Raw genomic sequence first — 26,381 nt, 5'->3', positions numbered from 1 at the left:
GACAGTTAATACAACGCCTGTAATGGGCTGAGAAACAATATATTGAACACACTAGAGTTTATCCAAATCCGCCGTTTTATAGTGAAGCTTGGCAAAATGCTGCACAAGTACGGAACACCCGCTTTTCGGCTTGAAGCATACTTATTAGAGGTGGCGAGCTATTTGGGTGTTCACGCATCATTTATTGCCACGCCTACTTCGATTACCTTCGTTATTTGGAGTGATAAACACGAAGACGAATATAATCATGCTGCGCGTCTGCAGCCAGGTGATTTGGACATGAGTGCACTTTCGCTTACCGATGAACTCGCAAATGAGCTACTGAGCGGAAAAGTATCCTTAAGTGATGCCGACATGCGCTTGGATAAAATTAACGAGATGCCTAGTCCTTACGGAAAGGTTATTACCGGATTCGCCTTTGCATTGGCAACAGGTTCGTTCTCAATGCTGATGGGAGCAAGTGTGCCTGAAATCCTATGGACAGGCTTACTCGGTTTTGTCTCTTACTTGTGGGTTTTGTGGGCGCAAAAATCAAAGCGCGTTAATTTGATGCTCGAACCTGTAACATCATTTATGGCGGGTATCTTGGCTTGTGCTATTAGTCGCTATTTTGACCCAGGCATTAACATTCCATTGATGGTGCTGTCTTCGGTTATCATATTAGTGCCAGGTTTAGCCCTCACTATGGGACTAGCCGAGCTTTCGTCAAGAAATTTGGTGTCAGGCACTGCACGGATCATGGACGCCATTATGCAGCTCTTTAAACTCTATTTTGGCGCATTTTTGGGTGTTGCAGTTGGCTTTTCAATATTTGGGCAAAACCAATTTGAACCAGCAGCTTCGTTACCATATTGGGCTACATGGTTGGCAGTGGGTTTGCTGTGTTTTGCGCTAGTACCTATTTTTAGAACGCGAATTAAACATATACCATGGGCATTGATGTCAGCCTTTATTGCTTATGGTGTGACGGTTTACAGCTCGATTTATATGGACCAGACTTTTGGTACATTTATCGGTGCATTTGCCTTAGGTGTATTTGCTAATGTGTTTACAAGAATAGCAAATCAACCTTCTACGATAGTGGCGATGCATGGTTTGATTGTGTTGGTGCCGGGCTCTAAAACTTATATTGGGCTTAATTCGTTTATTTCAGGTCAGGATTTTGTGCAGGCTGATCATGTAGGGCAGGAAGTGTTTTTGATATTTATGTCGCTAGTTGCGGGACTGATATTTGCCAATGTTGTGATGCCAACTAAGAAGGCGCTTTAACAAAGCGCTTAGTCCTCCGCTTGCTTTCTTAACGCTTGGATACGGAAATTACTTAGCGTGCGCAAAAGCCATTCAAAGGGCCCTTGGAGAAACAGAGAAAGCCAATATTTCGAAAAGTAAATTTGCAACGCGCTCATTAAAATAATAATCGGTATTAACCCTAGTCGAGTAAGCGAGCCATACAAACCTAGGGCAAAGCCATAAAAAATAAAGATGCAAATGAAGGATTGCATCAAATAATTGGTCAGTGCCACTCTACCGACGTTCTCTATTAGCAATGCAAATTTACCAAAAAAACCTTTCTGTTTTGCCAGCACGATAAGTGCGACATAAGCAATTGTCATTGCGATTGAGCCAATTGAAGACAACATAAGGCCATATTTGAAAAATGCCTGTGGATCCCAGTTGTTGCTGTAGTTCCAAAACAATCCAGCAAGCGTAAAACTCATTCCTATAATGAGTCCAAACTGCGCCATCAACTGGTACTCCGTATGGCTGCGTTTGCCCGTTAAAAAGCCTGTTCGGTAAAGCAACATGCCCAGAGTCATTAGGCCTAAAACTTTTAGAGTTACAGATAGAAAAAGTTGGCCACTTGCTGGGTTCTCTTCCGTATCAACTTCAATATTCGCTTCAGTTCCTTCCAAAAATAGACTTCTATATTCCAACATATTGGTACTGTAGGAAGGTGATAGTTTCTGTTCTTTAATGCGATTTAAATAGTCATCAGTGGGGTCAAATTCTTGCAGTATTTCTGCTTTGCCTGCTGGTCCGAGGGCGAGGCTAGTGACATATGGATTAGAGCTTAAGAAAATACTCAAACTCAAACTCAAACTAATAACGGTAATTATAAATAGAAGTTTTGTGGATGACTTATACATCGGAAACACTAAACAAGCGATAAGTGCATAAAAAGTAAGAATATCGCCCGCCCATAAAAACCAAAAGTGCATAGCGCCTAATATGAACAGCCAAAACATTCTGACGTAGTGCGCCGAAACTGTTCCTTCAGAGCGAGCCTTTCGCTTTTCGGCCAATAAAATAATGCCAGCGCCAAACAGTAGCGAAAATAAGCCCATGAATTTTTGGTCAGCAAAGATATTAAACAGCGCATAGATGAAGTGGTTCAGGGCGCTAGCACCATCGAACACATTGGGATTAATGTATGCTGCTGTTGGCATGGCAAAAGAGACCATATTCATCAAGGGCAAGCCTAATACTGCAATGCCTCGCAGCAAATCCAGAGTTTGAATTCGATCTGTCATTTATTTTCAAACTCCATCCGATAGGTCCCTATAAAAGGGCTTATATGTGATTTGTGGTAGATAATATTACAAACGCCTCATAAATTCAGTTTTTAGTAAGTACTATTCATAGAACTAAGAGCTAGTGATTAAGTAAATAAATTTTGATTATAGTTGGTGTCGCCATATATTTAAATTACACGGCATCGTCCTGCTAAAGGATGAAATTATATTGAATCGAAGGGGGCATCTTATGTCAAAAAATGAAGCAATAACTTATTCGGGAAAGACTGCGCTTATTTCTGGAGCTGCTGGTGGTATTGGCTTTGCTTTGGCCAAAGAATTTGGTGAACTCGGCATGAATGTTGTCATTGCTGATATCGATGAAGCTGCGTTGGAAAATGCTAAGCAGCAATTAGAATTGCTCAATATCAATGTGTTGGCATGCCAATTAGATGTCACTGAATATGCTCAGTGGCAAGCATGTATTGAACAAACTATAGCGACTTTCGGTAAGTTACATATGGTTGTTAACAATGCCGGTGTGGGCGGCGTTCCGGGTAAAATAGAACAAACGGATCATGATATTTGGCGCTGGGTCATTGATGTTAACTTGATGGGCGTGCTTTACGGTACACAGGCCGCAACACCAGAAATCAAGCGTCATGGTGAGGGTGGCTGGATTATTAATGTTGCGTCCATGGCCGGCATGATGGGTGTTCCTTATGCTAGCTCGTACTCCGCTACCAAGGCGGCGGTTGTATCAATGACTGAGAGTTGGTCAGTTGAACTCAAGCCACACAATATTCATGTTGCGGCATTATGTCCTGCTTTTGTAAAGACTCGCATTCATGAATCTTTGCGCAATAAACAAGACAAATATAAGTCAGCCAAGGAATTAAAAGAATTCACACCGGAAGAAAAAGAACGTTACAAGAAAAGCTTTGGTCAAGCTGCGGCGTTCGTGGAGTCTGGTATTCCCGCGGACTTGCTTGCAAAACGAGTTGTTGAAGCACTCGATTCAGGTCAACAGTATATTTTTACGCACCCTAATTATAAAGAAGCCACAGATTACAGAGCTGCACTTATTAGCAAGGCGTTTAATGATGCCGAACAAAGTAACTTAGTTAAGCATCTCATTGGTGATGACATGGTGAGTTTGTAACCTAAAGTAAAAAATTAAAAAGCATAATACTCAGTTTTTGCAGCGATTGTTTTTGCTCTTTAGGGTAAAAAATGACCTGCGCAGGTGACGTGTGAATGTTACAATTACTGCCACAAATTATGTCATGTTCTAAACCTGTTTAAAGGAATTTTGTATGCCTTCAACCTTATATCAAAAAATTGTAGATGCGCATTTAGTAGATGAAGTGGGGCAAGACTTATTGCTTTATGTTGACCGCCATTTAATACACGAAGTGACAACTCCGCAGGCTTTTGCCGGGCTACAAGAAAAAAATAGAACAGTACGTCGTCCAGATTTAACCTTTGGAACCATGGACCATAGCATTTCAACTAAATCACTCGCTCTGGATGCTTGTGGTCCATTAAATGAACTGCAGTTAAATACACTCGCGGTCAATTGTGCAAAATACAACATTGAGCTTTATCCCGTAGGGCATAAAAACCAAGGCATAGTACACGTGATTGGCCCCCAATTGGGGTTGATCCACCCAGGTATGACGGTCGTTTGTGGTGATTCCCACACTGCAACACATGGCGCTTTTGGCGCTTTAGCATTTGGTATTGGCACATCTCAAGTTGAACACGTTCTAGCAACTCAAACGTTGAAGCAATCGCGTGCTAAAAATATGCAAGTGAAGGTTAATGGTAGACTTCCATTAGGAGTAACAGCAAAAGACATTATTCTCGCTATCATTGGCAAAATTGGTCATGCAGGCGCAACGGGTCACGTGATTGAATATTGTGGAAGTGGTATAAGTCAATTATCCATGGAGCAGCGCATGACCATCTGTAATATGAGTATTGAAGCTGGCGCGAAAGCAGGGTTAATAGCGCCGGATGAAAAGACGATTGCCTATATTAAAGGTAAAGAATTTGCACCTGTAGGGGATAATTGGGAACGAGCGGTTGCCTATTGGCAAACACTGCACTCTGACGAAGATGCTGTTTACGATACATGCGTTGAATTAGACGCTAATGATATAGAGCCACAAATTACTTGGGGTACAAATCCGGGGCAAGTGATTGGTGTGAACCAATTAATTCCTGAACCTTCTTCATTTTCTGATTCTGTTAATCAAGGCTCTGCAAAGAAAGCGTTGACATATATGGGGCTAACTCCTGGGCAATCTTTAAAAGACGTTGCTATTTCACATGTTTTCATTGGTTCTTGTACAAATAGTCGTATTGAAGATTTGAGAGCAGCAGCCAGCATTGCAGCGAAGGGACACGTTGCAAGCGGAGTAACCGCTATTGTCGTACCAGGCTCGGTAGCAGTTAAGGAGCAAGCAGAACAGGAGAATTTAGATAAAATATTTAAAGAATCGGGCTTCGAGTGGCGTTTACCGGGGTGTTCAATGTGTTTGGGCATGAACGATGATGTTTTAGGCCTGGGCGATCGATGTGCTTCTACAAGCAACCGCAACTTTGAGGGTAGACAAGGACGAGGTGCACGTACTCATTTAGTCAGCCCTGAAATGGCAGCGGCAGCGGCTATTACTGGCAAGTTTACTGATGTTAGAGATTTAGGAGAACAATAGTGTCTGGTATTTCTATTATTAAAGGCTCAATGATGCCGCTTGATCAAGCCAACATTGATACTGACCAAATACTTCCAAAGCAGTTTTTAACGGGTGTTACCCGCACTGGATATGGGGTGAATTTGTTTCACGACTGGCGCTATTTACCTGGGCCTGAAAAGAGGCCTGACCCAAGTTTTGTTTTAAATCAAACTGCATATGACGGGGCGAGCGTCTTGTTAACTCGTGAAAATTTTGGCTGTGGTTCAAGTCGTGAACATGCTCCTTGGGCTTTGGTCGATTATGGGTTTACCGTTATCATAGCGACAAGCTTCGCAGATATTTTTTATGGAAACAGCATTAACAATCAGTTGCTGCCAATCGTATTACCAAACTCTCAGCTTGATCTTTTATTTAAAAAAGTAGCTGCTAATCCGAAGACCCAGATACAAATTGACTTACCTAATCAAAAAGTCACGTGCGAAGAGCTGAGTTTTGCTTTTGAGATCCAGTTGCATCATAAGAGTAATCTAATGAAAGGCTTGGACGCAATTGGGCAAACTCTTGAGCTTAACGATAAAATTAGCGCATTTGAAAACACAAGGCTCACTTTTAGCTGAGCCCTGTGTCTTAAAAGGTGACTTGTTAGTGAATGACCAGTGATATTTCGACGACCTTAGACTGCGCTTTAAGTTGTCTAAGTCATAGCGATTTAAAGTAACTTATCACTTGACTCAATGGCAAAACCTGAGCATATTTTGCATGCATATCATGAAGGCTCATTGCGTGCGCAGGTTGATTTCTATCCCCGCAAGCCTCTGGCACAACTACGCATAAGAAATTATGCTGCAGACCGTCAACGCAAGTTGCGCGCACACACCCTGATGTAGTCAGACCGGTTATAATAAGCGAATCTATGTTGAGCGCTTCTAGCTTGCTTGCCAAGTTGGTTGAAAAAAAAGCGCTAGGATAATGCTTTTCAATAATATTGTCGTGATTAGCATAAGCGCTAAACTTCTCGTGTATATCAACCCAGTGAGAGCCCCGTTGCAATATATTTAATGCGGGTAAACGTTGTCTAAAAACGCTCGCCTGTTGTTCATTGTCATACACTACCGTAGTGAAAAAAACCGGAACTTTACTCTCAGTAGCTGCAGTAATGATCTCTAGATTCGCCTCTAACTGCGGTTCAAATTTTCCTCCTAACGGACTTTCTTTGTCTGTAAATCCGTTGCTGAAGTCGACAGCAATTACAGCTGGGCGTTTGCCCAACTGTAATTCACCAATAACAAGATCATTGTCGATAAGAGTTACCGTCATTTAGAACTCTGGAGTTTCAGGTGCGGGTAGTTTTGTTTCTTCTAAACTACGTGCTTTAATATCAGCAATATCCCCACCAAAGTCGAACAGTTGAACATCTCCTCGGGCACTCGCCATTTCTGCTCTAAGAGCTGTTGTGGCGTCGTGATCGATAGACATATCGTCTTTAACTACGACACCATAATTTCTGGCACCGGCAACCGATACTAATGAACGATTGATGTCATCAAGTACTAGCTGTGGTTCGCGCACAAACGGGTCACCCCATCCGCCGCCGCCCCAAGTATTAAAGTATAAAATATCGCCTTTCTTAACTTCAATACCTTCGCATTTTGCGGGCAATGTTTCTTCACTACCATCAGCGCGTTTCAATAATTTGGTTGAACGCATTCCCGGTGCTCCTCCGTTAACCCCCCACGGGTATGTTAACCAACGATCATCGTGAATAGCTATTTGCCCATCATTTAAGAAACGATAACCTACAGATAATCCATTACCACCTCGGTGCAAACCTGCACCTCCTGAATCGACTATTGCTTCATACGTTTCAACGCGCAGTGGGAAGTAAGCTTCAATGAATTCGTTCGGAACATTAGTAAAGCCAGGCCATAGCGAATGGCCATCAGGACCATCTCCAGCAGGGCGACCAGGGATACCACCAAAACCGATTTGAAACAGTTGGAACCATTCGCCTTTGTCATCGTAGCCTGAGTAAAATAGGTGCGGTGAATCGGAGAATCCTGCCGCATTCATTGCTTCTGGTGCGCCTTGCCCTAACAAGCCGCCCATGACATCGAATATTCTGCCCAGAGCATGTGTTCTTCCAGAGAGAGCTGCAGGGTAATTCGGCTTCAACAAACTACCTTGCGGAATACGTACATCAACGAGGTCGTAAAAACCATCATTGAAGAGTATTTGTGGGTCAACTAAGTTAATCGTGAAAGAGCCAAAAAACATCTTAAACATTTCTTCATTTAAGTAGAAGTTAATTGAGCTTTTAGCCTGAGGGTCGGTACCGTCAAAGTCAAATATGGCCTTAGGTCCTTCGCGCCACATTTTGCAACGAATTTTGTATGGTCCTTTACCGACGCCGTCATCACACAAATAATCTTCAAATACGCGAGGCTCTTCTGGCACTAGCATGTTAATGATCGCAGACATTGCAGTGTGATTTCTCTCCAACATGATTTCCATAGTAGAGTAAAACGTATCATCACCAAATCTATCAGCAATTTCGATAACTCGCTTTGAAGCAGTGTTGCAAGCAGCAACTAAAGCGTTTAAATCGAAGCGGTTCCACTGTGGTGTTCTCACGTTGTGTAAGATGAGTTCCAACAGATCTTTCTGCAATACGCCTTTCTTGTAAAGCTTGGTAGGGGGAATGCGGATCCCTTCTTGGAAAATGGTTTCTGCTTTGATTGGAATTGAACCCGGAACCATGCCGCCATTATCGGACATGTGACCAAACATTGCTGACCACGCGATGTGTCTGCCTTCACGGAAAATAGGAACAATAACGATCCAATCCGGTAAGTGAGATACAGCGCCGTTGCACATGTATGGATCGTTAGTTAATAAAACATCGCCTTCTTCTACTTGTCCTGAAAATGCGTCCATGAACCCATGGATGAAAGAACCGAATTGGCCCACAACCATTTTGCCATCTTTGTTTGCAATCATTGGAAAGCAATCACCTTGTTCGCGAATACCTGGGCTCATTGCTGTTCTAAACAGCACAGCATCCATTTCTTCACGCGCGTTTTTTAGTGCGTTTTCAATGATATCAACGGTTACTGTGTCCGTATCCACGCGGCTAAGAGGAGCTGTGTTTGTTTCAATAATTTTATTCATGTTTATCTCCCACTATCGATTATTATTTGCGTTGACAGGATTTATGAGCAGGTTGCCAACAGCGTCTACAGTAGCCGCATATCCAGGTAAAATAACGGTTGTAGAGTCCATCTCACAAACAACGCAAGGACCAGGAACGACTAGGTCTACACCCATCTTGCTGCGTTCATATATGGCAGCTTGATGATACTCTCCTTGGTGATAAATTTTGGTGTCTGCAATTTTGCATTCAAGTAAGGTTGTGCTACCGGTAATTTGCTTACTTTCTGGTAGTGATTTTGAAGCTGCAGAAACAATTGCGCGCACCATGACAATTTCATGACCTTCATCAAGCGCAAACGTAAACAATTGAGTATGTTGTTCGTCGAAGCGACTAATCAATAAATCAAGCCCTTGCGCTTCAAAATCTGCTTTTGATATTTCGATCGATAGCTGGAATGCTTGACCTGTGTATCGAACATCAGCTTGTAATGTAACTTCCAGTTCATCTTTACTGATACCGTCAGCAATAAGCGTTGAAGCGGCTTTCTCGGTTAGCTCATTGAACAACTCTCCAAGAGATGCCTTATTTGTATCTTTAATCAGCGTTACGTAAGTTTTTGATGCCTCATCTTTTACTACCGTCGTTGCATCACCATAGGCGCACAATACGCCAGGTCCAGGCGGTATGATAGTTGGCCAAGAGCCGGTGAGCATGCCTAATGCATTTGCGTGCAATGGGCCTGCACCACCAAAGCCAACGAGTGCAAAATCTCTCGGGTCGAAGCCCTGCTCAACAGAAACAAGTCGTAACGCACCGAACATCGCTTCATTAGCAATGCGCACGATACCTTCTGCTGCTTCTTCTACAGAAATTTCCATCGCATCAGCCACTTTCTTCACTGCGGCGACCGCTGCTGCTTTGTCAATTGCCATTTTACCACCGAGCTGAACATCGGAAGGTAGATAGCCTAAAACAACGTTAGCGTCGCAAACTGTTGGCTCAACACCACCTTTCATATAAGCAGCTGGGCCCGGTTTGGCTCCAGCAGATTCAGGGCCAACTCTCAACGCTTTTGTTAATTCAGGCACGAAGGCTAGTGAGCCACCGCCGGCTCCAACGGTTCTCACGTCTACTGATGGAGCACGGACGGTAACATCGCCTACGCGTGTTTCACGTCGAATACGAGCCTTTGAATTTTGAATTAAGGCTACATCGGTTGATGTTCCGCCCATATCGAATGTTAAGATGTTTTCGTATCCAGCGGCTGATGCGAAATGTATCGCGCCTGATACACCGCCTGCTGGCCCGCTCATTAACAAGTTAACCGGATTATCGGCTGCTGCATTTGCTGACGCTAAGCCACCGTCTGACCGTAAAATCGATAGATGTAAATCTTTTCCCATGGTTTGATGCAGAGATGCTTGAAGGTTATCAACATACCGCGCAACCTCAGGACGCACATATGAATTGACGACTGTCGTTTCTGTGCGCTCGTACTCCTGCATTTCAGGTACGATATCACTGGAGATACTAATGGGGATATCCGTAAAAATCTCTGCGGCAACTGCTTTAGCTTGTTTTTCGTGTTCGCCATTAACGTAAGCATTAATGAAGCAGATAGTGAGCGCTTCCACTTCACCTTTAGCTTTTAATTTATGCAAATCATCACGCAATGCTTGTTTGTCCAATTCGCCAACGGTGCTTCCATCTGCTCCCATGCGCTCGTTAGCTTCGATTGTTAACTCTAGCGGTGCTAGCAGCGGTTTTTTAACGTAACTCACCCAGCCACCTAAGCCTCCAGGGCAAAAAGAGCGTGCAACCTGTAAAACGTGTTTATAGCCTTTTGTGGTAACGAGTCCAACTTTAGCACCTTTACCTGTAAGAACCGCGTTTGTAGCTACCGTTGTCCCATGCATAACACGGTTTATTTGTTTTGGGTCTATGCCAGACTCTTCACATATTCGCGCAATACCGTTTAATACGCCAACTGAGGAGTCTTCTGGGGTAGAGGGGACTTTCGCTGTGTGAGTTTCGCCGTTGCTTTCGTTAATCAAAAGAAGATCTGTAAAGGTTCCTCCAACATCAACGCCTAATCGATAGCTCATAACATTTTCCTTCTTTTATATTCTTGTATTAACCAATACTAATTTTTTATTGTGCCTGCACTAATTTATTTCATTAGTCTCTGGATATTGTTTGCGTAGCCATGTTTTTGCATTCCCCCCACGGGCGGTATGCGTTAATTCAACGGCAAGGTCCGACGCATTTAATAGCGCGGGCATATTTATGCCAGTTATGTAGCCCATCTGTTCACACATCATAACCACATCTTCTGTTGCAACATTACCACTTGCTCCTGGCGCAAAAGGGCAACCGCCCAAGCCAGCAATTGACGCGTCAAAACGCCTTACTCCAGCGTCTAACGCTGCGTAAATATTTGCTAGACCCATAGCTCGGGTATCATGAAAATGGCAGGAAAAAATATCTGAACCGAATTGTTTTATTAATTCCAACATTAGCCTATTTACCCGCAGTGGATCTCCGGCGCCAATGGTATCTGCAATGACCAAACGAGAGGCGCCTAGCTCCAATAAAGTGCCAGCCATATCGATGACTTGTTGTGCTGAAATCACTCCTTCAAATGGACATTCCCACGCAGTAGCCAAATAAACTTGTACTTCAACTTTTGTGCTTTTTGAGTGATCTATGACGTTCTTAATCATGCTCAAAGTTTGTGCGTTGTCCATTCGAATGTTTTTTTCATTCATCGTATTTGATGTTGCAATGACAAGTGAAGCCAACTTAATCTTATTCGCTTCGGCTAACTCAAAGCCTTTCATGTTTGGAATTAGGGCCGAATAATTACAGTGGTTATTTTGAAGTTGCTGGCAGATCTCGTCTGTTCCAGCCATAGCAGGGACTGCTTTTGGTGATACGAATGCGCCTACTTCTATACCATCTAGTCCTGCTTCGGTGAGTGATTTAATAAGTTGCAGACGCTGCTGAGCAGATAATATCTTTGCTTGATTCTGCAAGCCATCACGCGGGCCGACGTCATTAATGAACACATCCTTAATCATTGCTGCTCCCCTTAATCGCACCCTCGGCGACTAGTGAGTCGATGCGTTCTTGCGACATATGCAGTAGCTCGGATAATACTGTTTGTGTATCTTGACCTAAAGTAGGTGCCGCTTCAAAAGTCTCCTCATTGGTACGCGAAAACTTTATTGGATTACCGGGTCCTTTTGTTGAACTTCCGTTTGGGTGTTTTAAATCAACAACCATATTTCGGTGTAACACTTGTTCATCACTCAAAGCGTCAGAGAGATTATTGACGGGAGCACAAGGGATGCGTTTTGCTTCCAACTGCGAGATCCAGTGAACAGTCGAATGTTGACTCAATACTTCGTTTAACTTGTCATCAATGTAGTCTTTTGCTGCAAATCTGCCTGGTTGTCCGTCATATTTAGGATCGTCAAACTCGGGGCACTTGACCACTTCATTCAAGTTTTTCCAGAAATTATCCGTAATAACGGCAATAACAATAAAGCCATCGCTGGTTCGATAAGTGTTGTATGGCACATGAACAAAATGAGAGTTGCCGATAGGATAAGGATCGTCACCAGATAAAAAGTGCATAGTTGCCATATAATTCAACATAGAAACTTGGCAATCGAGCATAGAAATATCGACATCTTGCCCCTTACCGCTAGTCGCACGCTCTATTATTGCTGATTGAATACCCATAACAGCAAACATACCACCGCCAAGATCACCAATCGGAATACCCGCGCGTACAGGATTGTTTTTATCTGTCCCTGTAATTGACATACCGCCACCCGTCGCCTGTGCAACTTGGTCGAAGGCTGGCCTTTTATATTTTGGACCATTGCTGCCAAACCCGGTAATGCTGCAGGTAATAATTTTAGGATTGATTTGACTTAAAGTGTCATAGTCAATGCCAAGGCGTGCAGGAACGCCAGCGCCGAAATTATTAACAACAACATCAGACTCTTTCACTAATTCATAAAAAACTTGTTTGCCGGCTTCACTTTTTAAATCTATGCAGATGCTTTGCTTGTTGCGATTTAATGTTATGTAGTACGCGCCCATGCCCTCGAGAGAGTTTTTGGGATCAGTTGCTAATAGTTTACGTGTGCCTTCGCCCTGCAAAGGCTCAACTTTTATTGTTTCTGCGCCTAAATCTGCAAGTATCATTGCGCAATATGGGCCAGATAACATGTGCGTTAAATCGATAACGCGTAAACCAGCAAGTGGTTTATTCATGACTTTCTCCAATTCAAGAATTACTTTTGATATTGAACTTGAAGCAAGCTTTCTCACTTCAAGTCCATTTCCACTAAAGCTTAAAAGTTATAAGTGAATTCAACACCGTACTCTGCCTGCGCAGAAGGGTGCAGAAAAGAGCCACCAAACTCTGGAGTAGGAATAACTTCTTGAAGGTACTTCTCATCGGTAATGTTTTTACCATAAATTGCTAATGTCCATGTTTCAGCCTCAAGCGCAATACGGGCGTTCAATGTAGAGAACGAATCTCGTTTTGCATTTTCAAAGCTCTGTGGATGTGGACCCGGTGGAACGCCTCCGCCAAGTGTTCCAAAGAAATCCCAAATAGTAGGAGTTTGTTCACCTTGAAGCGTGTGGAAAAAAGTTTCCCCTGTGTATTGGTAATCCACTCGCGTAGTTACCCAATATTCATCACTCACTGGCTGCTCATAACTGAAGCCTAAGGTGTAGGTTGTATCAGGAGATTGAGGTGCTTTATTGCCAACCGTCACAGGACGATTGCGGTTTTCTTTTATTTCAGAATCAAGCAATCCCAAGCCACCAAACACTTTAAATGTATCAGTAATATCAGCAGCAATATCTAATTCAAATCCTTGGATTTCAAGCTCTTCGATTGTTGTAACCGCTCTTAATAATCCAAATGGTCCAGCAAAAAATTCAAAAAATTGATTATCGTCAACGGTTGTTCTAAATACCGCACCGTTGATTCTGACTTTACCGTCCATTAATTTAGATTTAAGGCCAAGTTCGATATTCGTAGTGACTTCTTTGTCGTACTCGTCATTCACTAACAATTGGGCGTTAACAGCGTCTCCTGGAGTATTACCTGCGTCTGAGCTATTGAACCAAAAATCAAGCGTAGCTTTAGTCCCTATAGAGTTGAAACCACCGCTTCTAAAGCCAACACCATAACTAGCGTACGAGTTAAGGTTGTCACTCAATTCATAGCTCAGGGTGACTTTTGGCTGAAGCTGTGAAAAGGAACGACTTCTATCTGGGATCCCATTAGGGCTTGCATTGAATGCGGGGTTAATTGGACCTAATACACCATTTACAAAGGTATTCACATTTAGGCCTGAAGCACTGACATTAGGTACGTTGTTAGATACGCTTCTATCCTCATAGTCGTAGCGTAAGGCTACCGCTAACTCCGTTTTGTCGTTAAGATCATATTCAATCTGACCAAAGGCAGAAAGGACAGAGGTATCGAAAGTGTCATTGAACAGCAAATCGGTTGGGTTTGGTCCAGTCGGTGCAATATATGGTTGACGCAGGAAACCTTGACCTTGATCAGCACCATAGGCAACAACCACGTCACGCTCTATTTCAGCAAAATAAACACCTGCTATCCAACGCAGCTCTGCGTCATTGTCATCTGATGCTACTCGTATCTCTCCACTAAAGTCAGATTGGCTACGCTCTTGATATTGATAACCATCACATGCTGTAGGGGTAAATGGGCCGTAAACACCTGTAAATTCGACACCGGGAGGGAATACACCGAATGGAGCAAAAAATTCACCGAATAAATCAGTTCTATTTGCGCCGCCAAGAGCAGTAGGTGTGTTGTTTAATGTTGCGCGGTCTGTCTGACATTGCGGCGTCACTTCATACCCGTAAAAAGAAGCGCTTGTGCCATCAGCTAATAAGTATTCTTCTAAATCGTTATACGAGAGTACGCCAGTAACATCGTAGCCATCTAGGTCCCAATCAGCTTTGAGTGAAAACTCGGTCGTATCTTGTTCATTTTCTCCAGGAACATTAAATGCGAAAGTAAATTCGTGGTCGTTTACATTGGCGTTATAAGCGGGTTGGTTAAATGCATTTACGAAAGAGGGTAGGGCGAATACGGCATTATAGTTGAGAGCACCGCCTTCCACTTTTGATAGTCCGGCACGGATATCTAAAGTAAGTTCGTCGGATACGTCCCACATCAAGCGACCCTTGATTGTCGTATCTTCTAGGTAATCAACAACATCGTCTCGACCAGTAAGAATATTCTCATAGTGTCCGTCCATACTGTTGTAGCTTGCTGTCAAACGACCTCTTACATTGTCGCTCAAAGCTCCACTCATAATTCCGTTAATACGCTTAATACCCGCATTACCGGCGCCAATTTTAACACTGCCTTCAAACTCTTCGCTCGGCAGCGTTGTTGTGACTAAGATCGCGCCAGCAACTGCGTTTCGGCCATAGAGTGCACCCTGTGGCCCTTTCAAAATTTCAATTTGTGCAATGTCGAGCAACTCGCCGTTGAATCCGTTGGGGTTGGTCATCAACACACCGTCCACAACATAAGCAAATGTCGACTCTGCATCTCTAGTCGATACAATTCCTCTGATATTGACTTGCGTATCACCCACATTAGCTGCATCAACGATATTGACGTTAGGGACTAATGCAATAAAGTCACCTGGTCTTTCAATGCCCGCTGTTTCAATGTCTCGTGCTGACAACGCACTAACGGCAATTGGCACTTCCTGCAGACTTTCAGGTCTTTTTCGAGAGATACTGATTATTTCTATCGTGTCCTCTTTGTCCGTCGCCTGTGATTCTTGAGCAAGTGCACTGCCTGCCAATGTATATGAGCCTGCTAGCATCGATAAAGCCACTGCGCTTCCAATTTTACTATGGGCGAATTTACGCATGTTGTTGTCCCCTTTGGTTATTTTTACTAAAGCGTTTCAAACGTCGCCACAAAGTTGTTTGGCTTATGCCAAGAAACTGTGCAACAAGTTCTTTGTTTCCGTTGAATTTATTCATCGCCTGCATCACTAACTCATGTTCGTGTTTTGCAAGCTCTCCGGTTGTTTCAATTTGCGCATCCACAAACAACTCAGGCGCTAATTCTTGTAAAAGTTCAGTTACTTTTTTGCTGTCAGGGTCCTGATGGACAGAACAATAAACCAATAAACGCTCTATAATATTTTCGAGCTCTCTGATATTCCCGGGCCAATCGTAAGTTTCAAAAATAGGGGTTACATGAAGGGCAATATTTTCGAGGGTTTCGCTAGACAACTCACCAAAATTAAGTGCATGCAACTTTGATTTAGTGATGTTCACGATATCTTCTTTGCGGTCTCTCAAAGAAGGAATATTGATACACAGCACGTTGAGTCGGTAATATAGATCGTCTCTAAATAATCCTTTTTTAACTTCATCAGCAAGCGGTCGATTGGTGGCAGCAATGATTTTTAGGTTCACTTTGAATTCTTTATGAGAACCAATAGGGCGATATGACTTTTCTTGTATAACGCGCAAGAGTTTCGCTTGCTGAGGGAGACTTAGCTCACCTACTTCATCTAAAAACAATACACCATTTTCAGCTTCATAGAGTAGGCCATGCTTCCCGCCGCGTTTCGAGCCTGTGAATGAACCTTCAACGTAGCCAAATAACTCACCTTCGAATAGCTCACTGGGCATTGCTGCGCAATTAATAGCTACAAACTGGCCTTCGGAAAATTGACTGTTTTGGTGAATGCGCTTAGCAATCATTTCTTTTCCTGTGCCCGATTCTCCGATGATTAATACGTGGCTAGGAGAGTGAGCATATAGGTCGGTCCGCTCTATTAAATTACCCATTATTTGTGAACGGTAAATCAAAGGTTGTGTTGGTTTTGTTGTGCTTGGCGCCGCGCAAATAGAGGGTGTTTGAGCATAGAACTGATAGATTTCAAAGCGGTGACTTGCCATCTCAATCGTGTCTTTGTGAAACCACCAGTCAGCTTGGTTTAGTCTGCACTTGCCGTCAGAGATATCTGTGAATTGGCTGCTATGAAGAAGTTCTAAAATTTGCTGTTTACTATTTGAGTCAATTGCAAATTCGACGTCTGCTGCTGCATTTGAGGTCAGCATGTTAGTGTAATTATCTACAACCAGAATTGGCGTTTTAGAATCCTCATTAAGCCAACGGTGTATGGCTTTTGAGTGAATTTGGTCTCTTTGATTGCGACCGATTTCTGCCGCTTCTTTTAAAATCGCTCTACATGACTCTTTAGAATAAATTAAAAATGATTTTATGTTATTTTGAGATGCTAGTCCGCAAACTAAGCTCGCCCCGACAACAACATTGTCGGACGTTAGTTTTGATAGTTGGTAAATTTGTTTCGCTTCTTCCGCTGTTTCATACCTACTATGTTTGATGTTAATTGCAGTGTTTTGATTTAATAATTCAACGAGACTGCTGTAGTCATCGAACGTAATAACGTGAACGTTTCGACTAACAATGGAAGCTTTGGCGACAGCAGAAACAATGTCAGATTCGGTCACAGGAATTGACAGTACCGGAACATTCAGTGCTGTTTTTAAATAAGAGGCATTGCTTCCCGCGCTTATGACAACATCAGGATTAAATAAACTGACGTGCTTATTAGCTTCGTCGATGGTACCTACAATAGCATCTACGATCCGGCATTCAGCACTGTTTTCTATGTCAGTCAAAACACTGCTTAACAGCTGACTAAACTCTTTATGACCGAATATTAAAATACGTATTTTAGCTGATTGATACATTAGCGCGATACAAGCCTTTGAAGTTTTGTTTACGATTTGTTTACAAACTACATTAAAGCATGCTTCGTGCCAAATAATCCAAAAAAATAAAATACATTAAAATCAATTGTTTAATGTTTTTCGGGCGGGGTGTTATTGCTTGTATTTTTCAAAGTGAATTAATTTAGTTCATTTTGAACTACTTTGTGGCATTTCAGTTAATTGCAAAATAGCGCCAAATTGTTCATAGGGAGAAATGTCGCAAACAGACCATCCTTCTAAGCCTTTTCTTTTTTCTGCATACGATAATTCGAAATCTTTTAGCGTTTCATCAATAGAGAGGGTTGCAAGTGAGAGCAAAAATATACCTTCTCCTTTATTCTTTAAAATACTCGCAACAGCACCTTCATTCGTTATCGGCTGCACTAAAATTAATAGGCTTTCACCAATCTTAAAGCGTGCCGTTTCAACATTTCGTTCTGAAAGGCGCTCAATAGTGGCCTGTTGAGAAAGCAGTTTTTGAAAGTATTGAATTGCTTTTTGTAAATCAGCTACGACAAAATTAATGTGATGAATATGAGTTAGCAAAGCAATGCTCCTGCACTAAATGAAATTATTGTTGCGATAAACAGCTTACTTTCTTAAGCAGAATGTGACTACTATTTAATGTGATTCTTAATCTATTGAATCTCCTTTTTTGCCTAATACCGATCCTCTAATAGCCAAAGTTAAAAGTTAAAGGATATGCTTTGTTACAAATTTTAGCCCGCATTCAACGTTTGTTTGCATAGCAACGTCGTTGGAAAGTCAGTAAGCTTCACCCGTGTTTTTAGACGAGCTTTTGTTCGGTGGTTAGAAGGTGTTTTTCAATGGGTACTGCTTTTAAACTAATGGTTTTGTTCAAGCTACAGGTTCTTCGTAATTTAAAGGCTCTTTCCAAGTTTAAAGGGGCTTCTAAACGAAAATTGGTCAACTTAATCCTCGTACTATTTGCAATCGTTGGCTTGTTAAACCTAAACACAGTCGTAGCAGCGCAAGCTTCGAATAGCAGTACACGAGCTTTAATCAATCCACCTCAGCTAAAAAAATCCCGTTTTGGAAAAGTCACTATTCCATATCAAAATATCCAAGCAAATATTGATGGGAAACTAGACGAGCCTGCATGGAAAAATGCAGGTAAAGTATCGCTAAACTATGTTGTGAAGCCTTTCGAAAATACAATCCCGCCTGTAGCGACAGATGCTCTCTTTTACGAAGATGGCGAAACCTTCTACGTTGCTTACATAGCATCAGACTCAAACCCAGAAGACATCCGCGTTTTTTTACGTGATCGGGATCAAACCTGGGGTCAAGATATGGTCGGCGTTAAAATAGACACCTATGGAGATGGGCGTCTGGCTTATCAGTATTTTGTGAATCCTCTGGGTGTACAAACTGACAGTATAGAAAACGAAATGACGGGTAATGAAAGCGCTAGCTGGAACGGTATCTGGCGTTCGGAAGGGCGGGTTACTAATGCTGGTTATGTGGTTGAAATGGCGATCCCTTTACGGCTCATGAATTTTGAGGAATCTGAAGGGGTAAAACGTTGGGGAATTGAGTTTGTGCGTTTTTACCCGCGTTCAGATAGTTACCGGCTATCGCATTTACCGACAGACAGAAACAACGCCTGCACCCTTTGCCAAATGGGTTCTGCCATTGGCTTTAGCGGAGCAACGCAAGGCGACAATTTGGCTATTGTCCCGACTGCTGTTTTTGCTGCTGGAAGAAGCCGCGATCCTTTGCAAACAAATGCTTGGGATTATGAAAATAACCAAGAAATAGGCCTAGACCTGAGTTGGTCCATCACACCTGAAATCAGCATGCAGGGAACGCTTAATCCTGATTTCTCGCAGGTTGAAGCTGATGTTGCCCAGTTGAGTATCAATAATACCTTTGCTCTATTTTTCGATGAACGTCGTCCGTTCTTTGTGGAAAATATTGATTACTTTTCGTCTTTTCAAAACCTTATCTATACCAGAAATATCAATGCACCTGACTATGGACTAAAAGTAACGGGCCGAAAAGACAAGCATTCTCTAGGTGTGTTTGTAGCAAACGATCAACAAACAACATTTCTAGTGCCTGGAAACTTAGGTTCTAGCGTGGCATCGTTTGATGAAAAATCACTTAACTTCGGTGCAAGATATCGCTATGACTTGTCTAACGACCTGTCTTTGGGGAGCGTACTGACCCTCAGAGAATCCGATACTTATCATAACTATTTAAGCTCTTTTGATATTAAATATCGCGTAACAGGTCAAGACACAATGCGAGCTCAAGTAATTACGTCAGAAACAGAATACCCACAGGAATTGTTCAAAACGTTTTGTGATGAGGAATGCCTTAACCCTTCGGATTTCAACGAAGCCACTTTACGCACTAATAAAGAAGGCAGTTTTAACGGTTTGTCATACATTCTCGACTATAGCCGTGAAACAAGTGATTACTATATTCGTGCTCGCCATCAATATGCAGATGAAGGCTACCGAGCGGACTTAGGTTTTCAATCACAGATTGATCGTACGGTTTCTGTTATCGGTGGTGGCTACAACTGGTGGAATGAAAATTCATGGTGGAATCGCATCAACATCGACGGCGATTGGGATATTACGCACAATACCAATGGTGAGTTAATAGAAAAGGAACTAGAAGGCGCGTTTACTATTTCGGGTGACTATCAAAGTTTTATGGAAGTAGGTGCTAGAAAACGCAATAAAGTAGGATTGCGAGAAAACGCAAATAGTTTAGCCATCGATGGTAACACTACCTTGTTCGAAGAAACCTCATATAGCTTTTATGCTGAAACTAGGCCAAACCAATACTTCTTTGTCGCAAACTTTATTCGGCAAGGAGACGCAGTTGATTTTGTTAATAATCGTTTAGGCAAGCAGGTTTATATTGAACCTCGTTTTGAGCTTAACGTTGGCACCCATTTAAAAATAAGCGGTCAGCACACTTATAGTGAATTAGATTCGGATGATCGGCCTTTGTTTATTGCTAACCTGACGGATATTCGCATGACCTACCAATTCGATCAGCGACAATTTTTCAGAGTGACAGTGGCCTATTCAGACATTAGCCGAAACCAAGATAACTATGAGATTGACGTAAACGCTAATTCAAAAGATATAGGCTTTCAATTACTTTATTCATACAAACTTAATCCGCTTTCCAAATTCTTTATCGGTTACGCTGACAGTGCTTATAATAATGATGACCTGAACAAGCTTAAAACTAACAATCAATCAATTTTCATGAAATTTAGCTACGCTTGGTTGCTCTAAGGGTTTCTTTGGTTCTTATGTTAGTCATAATAACGGTGTATTTACCTTCGCTAAGATCAATGTTCAATAAAACAGCAGCACCTAGCTAAAAATGCTTGTCGCACAAACGTTGTCTATGTATAATGCGCGCCCTTGAAGTCAACATCTCAGTTCCTTGTCTCCATGTAGACGACTTCACTACGCGAGACTACAACCGTAAGGAGCAATAATGCGACATTACGAAATCGTATTCATGGTTCACCCTGATCAGAGTGAACAAGTGCCAGGCATGATTGAAAAATACACTGGTATCCTTGAGCAAGACGGCGGAAAAATCCACCGTATGGAAGATTGGGGTCGCCGTCAATTGGCATATCCAATCGAAAAACTTCATAAAGCTCATTATGTTCTTATTAACGCTGAAGCAACTGCTGAAGCTGTTGAAGAATTAGAAACTGCTTTCCGTTTCAACGACATTATTCTACGTAACCTAGTTATGCGCCTTAAAGAAGCTGTTTCAGAACAGTCTCCAATGGCTAAAGAAGAACGCCGTGAAGATCGTAGACCACCACGTGATGAAAAATCTTACGATGCACCAGCTTCAACAGAAGACAAAGCTGCACCGGAAGAAGCTAAATCAGAAGAAGGAGACGCATAATGGCTCGTTTTTTTAGACGTCGTAAATTTTGCCGTTTTTCAGCTGAAGGCGCAGAAGTTATTGATTATAAAGACATCCCGATGTTGAAAAATTACATAACTGAAAGTGGCAAGATCGTTCCTAGCCGTATTACTGGTACTAGCGCTAAATATCAGCGTCAGTTAGCAACTGCAATCAAGCGTGCGCGCTTTTTAGCATTGTTACCATATACAGACTCTCATAAATAAGATTGGCAAAGAGGTAGCAAGATGGAAATCATACTACTAGACAAAGTCGCCAACTTAGGCGGTCTAGGTGACCAAGTCACAGTAAAATCAGGTTACGCACGTAACTTTTTATTCCCACAGCAAAAAGCGGTTCCAGCAACTAAAGCTAACGTTGAGAAATTTGAACAACGTCGCGCTGAGTTGGAAGCAAAAATTGCTGAGCAATTAGCTGCTGCACAAGCACGTGCTGATAAACTGTCTGCTCTTGCAGCGGTAACTATCGCATCTCCTGCTGGTGATGAAGGCAAATTGTTCGGTTCTGTTGGTACTCGTGATATCGCTGATGCAATTACTGCAGCTGGCGTTGAGATTACTAAAGCAGAAGTTAAATTACCTACTGGTACTTTACGTGAAACAGGTGAATTCGAAATCGATATTCAACTGCATTCAGAAGTAATGACATCAGTTAAATTGGTAATTATCCAAGAGGCTTAATAGCTGATACAACACTCCTTTCCTGAGTGTCGTTTGAAGATTAAAAACACCGCATTGCGCGGTGTTTTTTTTGTCTAAATTAAATATGTTGTGTTGATGACATCGCCATGAGTTCTGCTTCGGTCACGACCGTGTATGTGTCATTTTCTTTGTTGAAGTCGATTAATACAACTTTCGATCCCCCTGCAATTTGGTGATCAGGAGCGGTTCTGACACTGTAAATCATGCCGTCTTCAGAGCGCGCTTGGCCAAATGATTGGGTCACGTTTTGTGTGGTAACGATACAATAAGTACCAATAAGGTCGGATTTTTCGATAGCTTTATGGCTTACAAAAAGGCGTCTTAGCGGTTTGCTAGTATAAGCTGCAAAAGGAATGGCTAAGATAAGTGAAAATATCGCAATGACGAAGCCAGAAGCTGTCGCACTTAAGATACCGTCGAACAGAGGAGTGATAAACTTTCTGGCCATATAGACGAATACGAAGCCATATATTTCCACTAAGGTTATTGCGACGGTTAAAGGTACACCGTCTAAGCCAAGAGATTCCAAAAATGATGAGCTCTTTCCGTCGGAATTTTCTGATTCAATTTTGGGATCGAGTACCTCAATGTCAATTGTGCCCAAGAGCGCAAATATCCAAAAAACAATCATGATCATCAATGGAACAGTGAAAGCAATATTAGGAAAGCTGAAGATGTAATCTAAGAAATTGTCCATTGCATATCCTTATCTTATGGCACTTTTATCAACTTAGCTTTAACTAAGTCGTTGCTTAATTTTGTCCACTCAACACTACATTATTAGAATAGTGATCGTCGCAACAGAAAATCCGATTTTTCGAGACTCGAAATTACCCTGTACATAAATTTGTGTCAATCATTAGTGGTCACCACAACCACAACTCGATGAAAAGACACAGCCGATAAATCGCTGTATAGATACTCATTGTGATTCAGGTACTCAGTTTTAACGTGCGCTTTTCAATTAGACGTCATCTTGGCAAGCTACAAGGAATGCATCTACACTATAAGTTGAAAGTATTAATGGACATAAAAAAGCAAAATGGCCGTTGGCTTGATATCATTCTGCTTTCAACGCACTATTATCGTTTACTTGTGCAGGCTCGAAGTGGTGACCTTGTTAAAATCATTTTAGTCAGCATGCTGTTACTCCCTAATTGAAGGAATTTACCGATGAAAGAAGCCGTAATTGTCTCCACCGCACGCACACCAATTGGTCGCGCCTATCGTGGCGCGTTCAACAACATTAAATCACCAACGATGACCGCCCATGCAATAAAGCATGCAGTAGAGCGCTCAGGTGTTGAAGGTGGCGAAATTGATGATGTGATTATTGGTTCGGTTTTAAACGCAGGTAGCGCAGGCTCAAACGTTGCTCGTTTGGCAGGCTTAGCGGCTGGACTGCCTTATTCTGCATCAGGCCAAACTATCGATCGTCAATGCTCTTCCGGCTTAATGGCAATTGCAACGGCAGCTAAACAGATAATGGTAGACGGCATGGATGTTGTCGTTGCTGGTGGACAGGAAAATATTTCTGAAATCCAAGCAAAGTATTTTGAATGGGTGAGTAAGTGCGTAGACAAAAATGTAACGGATAAAGCTGAACATGCTTATATGCCGATGTTGTTTACTGCAGAAAATGTAGCGAAAAAGTTTAACATTTCACGTGAAGCGCAGGATGAATACGCGTTAATGTCGCAGCAACGCACAGCAGCAGCTCAGGCGGCGGGGAAGTTTGACGATGAAATAGTGCCAATGACTTCAACTATGGGCGTTATGGACAAAGAAACAAAACAAGTGTCATTTAAAGAAGTGACCTTAGAAAAAGATGAAGGTAATCGTCCTTCAACTACTTTAGAAAGCTTGCAAGGTTTGAATCCTGTCATTGAGGGCGGTTGCATTACAGCGGGTAACGCGAGCCAGTTGTCTGATGGTGCGTCAGCGTGCGTTGTTATGGAAGCTAAAATGGCAGAAAAGCGCGGTTTGGCGCCATTAGGCATTTATCGCGGAATGATGGTGGCAGGTAACGAACCAGAAGAGATGGGTATTGGACCCATTTATGCCATTCCAAAATTATTAAAAGTACACGGTTTGACCATCAACGATATTGGTTTGTGGGAATTGAATGAAGCTTTTGCTTGCCAAGCCTTATACTGCCGAGACAAGTTAGGCATTGATCCAGACATTTACAACGTTAACGGTGGTGCTATTTCGATTGGTCATCCATATGGAATGACGGGCGCAAGAGCTGTAGGTCATGCACTAATTGAAGGCAAACGTCGTGGCGTTAAGTATGTTGTCGTGACCATGTGTGTTGGTGGTGGTATGGGTGCAGCCGGTTTGTTTGAAATCGCATAAAACTTACGCAACAATATGTAGAGTGAACTAACTCAATTGATAACCCCATAAAGCTGCTCGCTTCATGGGGTTTTTGTTTTTACAACATTGCCTTATTTTAATGGCATCCACGTTTCGCTATTGCAATTGGCCACAGCTGCGGCTGAATGCTAAGGTCTATTTATTTGTTGAGTTTTCTCACCCATTCAGCGGCTAAGCCGTTGATTTTGCTTGCGTCAGCTTTCTCCGCGATACACGTATCTTTGCTTCTCACCAAGCGCATAATGTCGCTGATACACCTAGTATTTTGTAAGCGATGTTCTAGGTTTATTGCATCGCCAATCTGCATAAATCCCGTTTCGATAACTCGATAGTACCAGCCAGTTATGCCGTGTTCAGCAATGAACAAGTCCATATTTTTGGCACCGTAGCGCTGATTAATCTTGACGCAGGGAGCGCGCGGCGAGTTTACTTGTAAGACAACAGACCCAATGCGGTAGGTATCGCCAATAAATACATTGTTGTCATTCATTTGACCTGCAGATATGTTCTCACCAATACTGCCAAAAACGAGTTTATGAGCAACCGTCGGAAATTGCTTTTGTAATAGCTCATAGTTTTCTTGGGAATATTGATGCATGGCCATTTCAGGACCACCGTGCAACTTTTTGTTGCCTTGTTCATCCTCTACGGCGCCATCTATTTCGATATGAAGCTGCTCAAAAGGCTGCTTAATAATACTACTCGGCGATTGACGAGGCCCAAAAGCTTGCGGTTTACCGGCAAATAGCGCGTCAACTAGCATCGTTGCTTTTTCCTTATTTTGTTATTTTGCAAAATGACGTGTTGCTGGGCGGCATGAACCGTTGTCATGATGCGTATTTAACTTTCGAACTTGATAGCTCATAAAGTAGCATACACTTCACATTAATAAAGTATGTCGAAAAAAAAGCGATAAATTTTTTCTATTTAAACCTTTTTAGATTTACGTGCGACATACTCTTTGAAGAATTTACTTAAATGACTAATAAAAAGAAACAACACTAATAATATGAGCCCAACATTAAACCTAATCGACACTCAATATAACGCTCTTGCTGATAAAAAACAGCAGAATCAGGCATTGATTGATGCCGCTAAGTTGGGAGACAAAGCGGCGTTTAAACAGCTGTATGAACTGCATGTTGGCAGAGTATATGGACTGTGTTTTCGCTTATGTGCGGATAAATCACTGGCTGAAGACGCCACGCAAGAGGTGTTTGTGCAGGTATGGCAAAAACTAGCGAATTTCGATGGCGACAGTCAGTTTTCAACGTGGCTGCACAGCGTCACTTCAAATGTCACTATTTCTTATTTGAGAAAGCAACGAGGCTGGTGGCAGAAAATGTTTAGCATTGAGCAAACTTCAGCCATGGAAAAAGCAGCCGAAGGCTCAATTGCCGATACCAATTTAGAGCAATATATTTACCAATTGCCAGAAAGAGCTAGATGGGTGTTTGTGCTGCACGCCATCGAAGGTTATCGACATGAAGAAATCGCAGACATGTTGAATATGGCTGTCGGTACCAGTAAAGCACAGTTTCACAGAGCGAAAGGCTTAATTCAGGGGTGGATGGATGATGAGTAGCGATAACGAAAAGAATATTGATAAAGGGCTCGAAAAAAACGATGCCAAAGGCAATACAAATAGCCTTGAAAATCGCATCAATAAGTTAGGTTTGGAAAAACAGCCAGAGCGAGATTTATGGAAAGGTATTGAGCAAGCTATAGAGCGAACACCAGCGCAATCCCCTAAAGTAAACCAAGTTCATTCGGACAGTCAAACACGTTTTTTCAATAAGCCAAAACCATTGTTAGCCATGGCGGCTAGTCTAACTGTGATTACTTTTGTTGGCTGGATGTCATTTGAAAGTGGAAAAGCACTACAAGGTGAAAATTTAGTCGCTGCTTTGTCAGAGCAACATAATGCTCAAAAACAGTCGCTATTAATTCGATTTAAAGATCAACCTGCTGTGACAGACAATTGGCAACAACAAATAGATGAATTAGATGAAGCGGCTATAGCGATTAAAAAAGCACTGTCTGAAGAGCCCAATAATTCGGCGTTGCTGAAAATGTTAAAGAACGTCTATGAGCAACAAATGATGATCATAGAACGCGTGCATGAACCGCGCTGGAAGCGTGTCTAAGTGTA

The 26,381-nt window shown here is 42.3% G+C and carries 22 protein-coding genes; 11 read left to right on the top strand and 11 right to left on the bottom strand.

Annotation, left to right across the window (positions count from 1 at the left end):
• Nucleotides 1-42 precede the first annotated feature (42 nt).
• A complete protein-coding gene (locus tag GNIT_RS15130) occupies nt 43-1,269 on the top strand; it encodes a threonine/serine exporter family protein (protein ID WP_041246464.1) in 1,227 nt (408 codons plus the stop codon).
• Nucleotides 1,270-1,277: 8 nt separating this feature from the next.
• Here the strand turns inward: GNIT_RS15130 and GNIT_RS15125 are convergent, their stop codons facing one another.
• Nucleotides 1,278-2,531: a DUF418 domain-containing protein gene (locus GNIT_RS15125; protein ID WP_014110155.1), complete on the bottom strand. Its 1,254-nt coding sequence runs from the start codon at nt 2,529-2,531 to the stop codon at nt 1,278-1,280.
• Nucleotides 2,532-2,763: 232 nt separating this feature from the next.
• Between GNIT_RS15125 and GNIT_RS15120 the strand changes: the two genes are divergently transcribed.
• The 3 genes from GNIT_RS15120 (at nt 2,764) to leuD (ending at nt 5,832) form a co-directional block, all read left to right on the top strand.
• Nucleotides 2,764-3,675: an SDR family NAD(P)-dependent oxidoreductase gene (locus tag GNIT_RS15120; RefSeq protein WP_014110154.1), complete on the top strand. Its 912-nt coding sequence runs from the start codon at nt 2,764-2,766 to the stop codon at nt 3,673-3,675.
• Nucleotides 3,676-3,829: 154 nt separating this feature from the next.
• On the top strand, nt 3,830-5,233 hold the full coding sequence (gene leuC, locus GNIT_RS15115) for a 3-isopropylmalate dehydratase large subunit (protein WP_014110153.1): 1,404 nt from the start codon (nt 3,830-3,832) through the stop codon (nt 5,231-5,233).
• A 29-nt stretch (nt 5,234-5,262) separates the two neighbouring features.
• Nucleotides 5,263-5,832 (top strand): 3-isopropylmalate dehydratase small subunit, encoded by a 570-nt coding sequence (leuD, locus tag GNIT_RS15110; protein WP_049787007.1) that lies wholly within the window; start codon nt 5,263-5,265, stop codon nt 5,830-5,832.
• Nucleotides 5,833-5,914: 82 nt separating this feature from the next.
• On the opposite strand, the gene GNIT_RS15105 is transcribed toward leuD, so the two are convergent.
• From GNIT_RS15105 to GNIT_RS15070, 8 genes are all read right to left on the bottom strand, one after another.
• The gene (locus GNIT_RS15105) at nt 5,915-6,532 is read right to left on the bottom strand and encodes an isochorismatase family protein (RefSeq protein WP_014110151.1); all 618 of its coding nucleotides are present in this window, start codon (nt 6,530-6,532) and stop codon (nt 5,915-5,917) included.
• Nucleotides 6,533-8,383 carry a hydantoinase B/oxoprolinase family protein gene (locus tag GNIT_RS15100; protein WP_014110150.1) on the bottom strand — a complete coding sequence of 617 codons (1,851 nt, stop codon included), beginning with the start codon at nt 8,381-8,383 and terminating at the stop codon, nt 6,533-6,535. It lies immediately after the preceding gene.
• 12 nt (nt 8,384-8,395) lie between these two features.
• Entirely contained in the window at nt 8,396-10,471 is a 2,076-nt protein-coding gene (locus GNIT_RS15095; RefSeq protein WP_014110149.1) for a hydantoinase/oxoprolinase family protein, read from the bottom strand.
• Between the two features lie 60 nt (nt 10,472-10,531).
• The gene (locus GNIT_RS15090) at nt 10,532-11,446 is read right to left on the bottom strand and encodes a hydroxymethylglutaryl-CoA lyase (RefSeq protein ID WP_014110148.1); all 915 of its coding nucleotides are present in this window, start codon (nt 11,444-11,446) and stop codon (nt 10,532-10,534) included.
• A complete protein-coding gene (locus GNIT_RS15085) occupies nt 11,439-12,653 on the bottom strand; it encodes a CaiB/BaiF CoA transferase family protein (protein ID WP_014110147.1) in 1,215 nt (404 codons plus the stop codon). The genes GNIT_RS15090 and GNIT_RS15085 overlap by 8 nt, the downstream gene beginning before the upstream one ends.
• Before the next feature lie 80 nt (nt 12,654-12,733).
• A complete protein-coding gene (locus GNIT_RS15080; RefSeq protein WP_014110146.1) occupies nt 12,734-15,322 on the bottom strand; it encodes a TonB-dependent receptor in 2,589 nt (862 codons plus the stop codon).
• Nucleotides 15,315-17,114 carry a sigma 54-interacting transcriptional regulator gene (locus GNIT_RS15075; protein ID WP_238526906.1) on the bottom strand — a complete coding sequence of 600 codons (1,800 nt, stop codon included), beginning with the start codon at nt 17,112-17,114 and terminating at the stop codon, nt 15,315-15,317. The genes GNIT_RS15080 and GNIT_RS15075 overlap by 8 nt, the downstream gene beginning before the upstream one ends.
• A 240-nt stretch (nt 17,115-17,354) precedes the next feature.
• Complete coding sequence (locus GNIT_RS15070; protein WP_014110144.1) at nt 17,355-17,753, bottom strand: VOC family protein; 399 nt, start codon at nt 17,751-17,753, stop codon at nt 17,355-17,357.
• 281 nt (nt 17,754-18,034) lie between these two features.
• Here GNIT_RS15070 and GNIT_RS15065 point away from each other — a divergent pair, with 281 nt between their 5' ends.
• From GNIT_RS15065 to rplI, 4 genes are all read left to right on the top strand, one after another.
• Nucleotides 18,035-20,491, top strand: a complete 2,457-nt coding sequence (locus GNIT_RS15065; RefSeq protein WP_014110143.1) for a carbohydrate binding family 9 domain-containing protein — start codon at nt 18,035-18,037, stop codon at nt 20,489-20,491.
• 208 nt (nt 20,492-20,699) lie between these two features.
• A complete protein-coding gene (rpsF, locus tag GNIT_RS15060) occupies nt 20,700-21,128 on the top strand; it encodes a 30S ribosomal protein S6 (RefSeq protein WP_014110142.1) in 429 nt (142 codons plus the stop codon).
• Nucleotides 21,128-21,355, top strand: coding sequence for a 30S ribosomal protein S18 (gene rpsR / locus GNIT_RS15055; protein ID WP_014110141.1), 228 nt, complete (start codon nt 21,128-21,130; stop codon nt 21,353-21,355). The genes rpsF and rpsR overlap by 1 nt, the downstream gene beginning before the upstream one ends.
• A 21-nt stretch (nt 21,356-21,376) precedes the next feature.
• Entirely contained in the window at nt 21,377-21,829 is a 453-nt protein-coding gene (gene rplI, locus GNIT_RS15050; protein ID WP_014110140.1) for a 50S ribosomal protein L9, read from the top strand.
• A 79-nt stretch (nt 21,830-21,908) separates the two neighbouring features.
• On the opposite strand, the gene GNIT_RS15045 is transcribed toward rplI, so the two are convergent.
• Nucleotides 21,909-22,547, bottom strand: a complete 639-nt coding sequence (locus GNIT_RS15045; protein WP_014110139.1) for an OB-fold-containig protein — start codon at nt 22,545-22,547, stop codon at nt 21,909-21,911.
• A gap of 476 nt (nt 22,548-23,023) precedes the next feature.
• Between GNIT_RS15045 and GNIT_RS15040 the strand changes: the two genes are divergently transcribed.
• Nucleotides 23,024-24,208, top strand: coding sequence for an acetyl-CoA C-acyltransferase (locus GNIT_RS15040; RefSeq protein WP_014110137.1), 1,185 nt, complete (start codon nt 23,024-23,026; stop codon nt 24,206-24,208).
• A gap of 160 nt (nt 24,209-24,368) precedes the next feature.
• Here the strand turns inward: GNIT_RS15040 and GNIT_RS15035 are convergent, their stop codons facing one another.
• Nucleotides 24,369-24,992, bottom strand: a complete 624-nt coding sequence (locus tag GNIT_RS15035) for an MOSC domain-containing protein (RefSeq protein WP_014110135.1) — start codon at nt 24,990-24,992, stop codon at nt 24,369-24,371.
• Nucleotides 24,993-25,238: 246 nt separating this feature from the next.
• On the opposite strand from GNIT_RS15035, the gene GNIT_RS15030 reads away from it, so the two are divergent.
• Together GNIT_RS15030 and GNIT_RS15025 are read left to right on the top strand one after the other, a co-directional pair.
• Nucleotides 25,239-25,814, top strand: coding sequence for an RNA polymerase sigma factor (locus GNIT_RS15030; RefSeq protein WP_014110134.1), 576 nt, complete (start codon nt 25,239-25,241; stop codon nt 25,812-25,814).
• Complete coding sequence (locus GNIT_RS15025) at nt 25,804-26,376, top strand: hypothetical protein (RefSeq protein WP_014110133.1); 573 nt, start codon at nt 25,804-25,806, stop codon at nt 26,374-26,376. Before GNIT_RS15030 ends, GNIT_RS15025 begins: the two co-directional genes overlap by 11 nt.
• Nucleotides 26,377-26,381: the final 5 nt, after the last annotated feature.

The sequence above is a fragment of the Glaciecola nitratireducens FR1064 genome, assembly GCF_000226565.1.
GTDB lineage: Bacteria > Pseudomonadota > Gammaproteobacteria > Enterobacterales > Alteromonadaceae > Glaciecola > Glaciecola nitratireducens.
The sequence above is the reverse complement of the archived record's forward strand: the minus strand, read 5'-3'. Positions and strand labels throughout refer to the sequence as shown.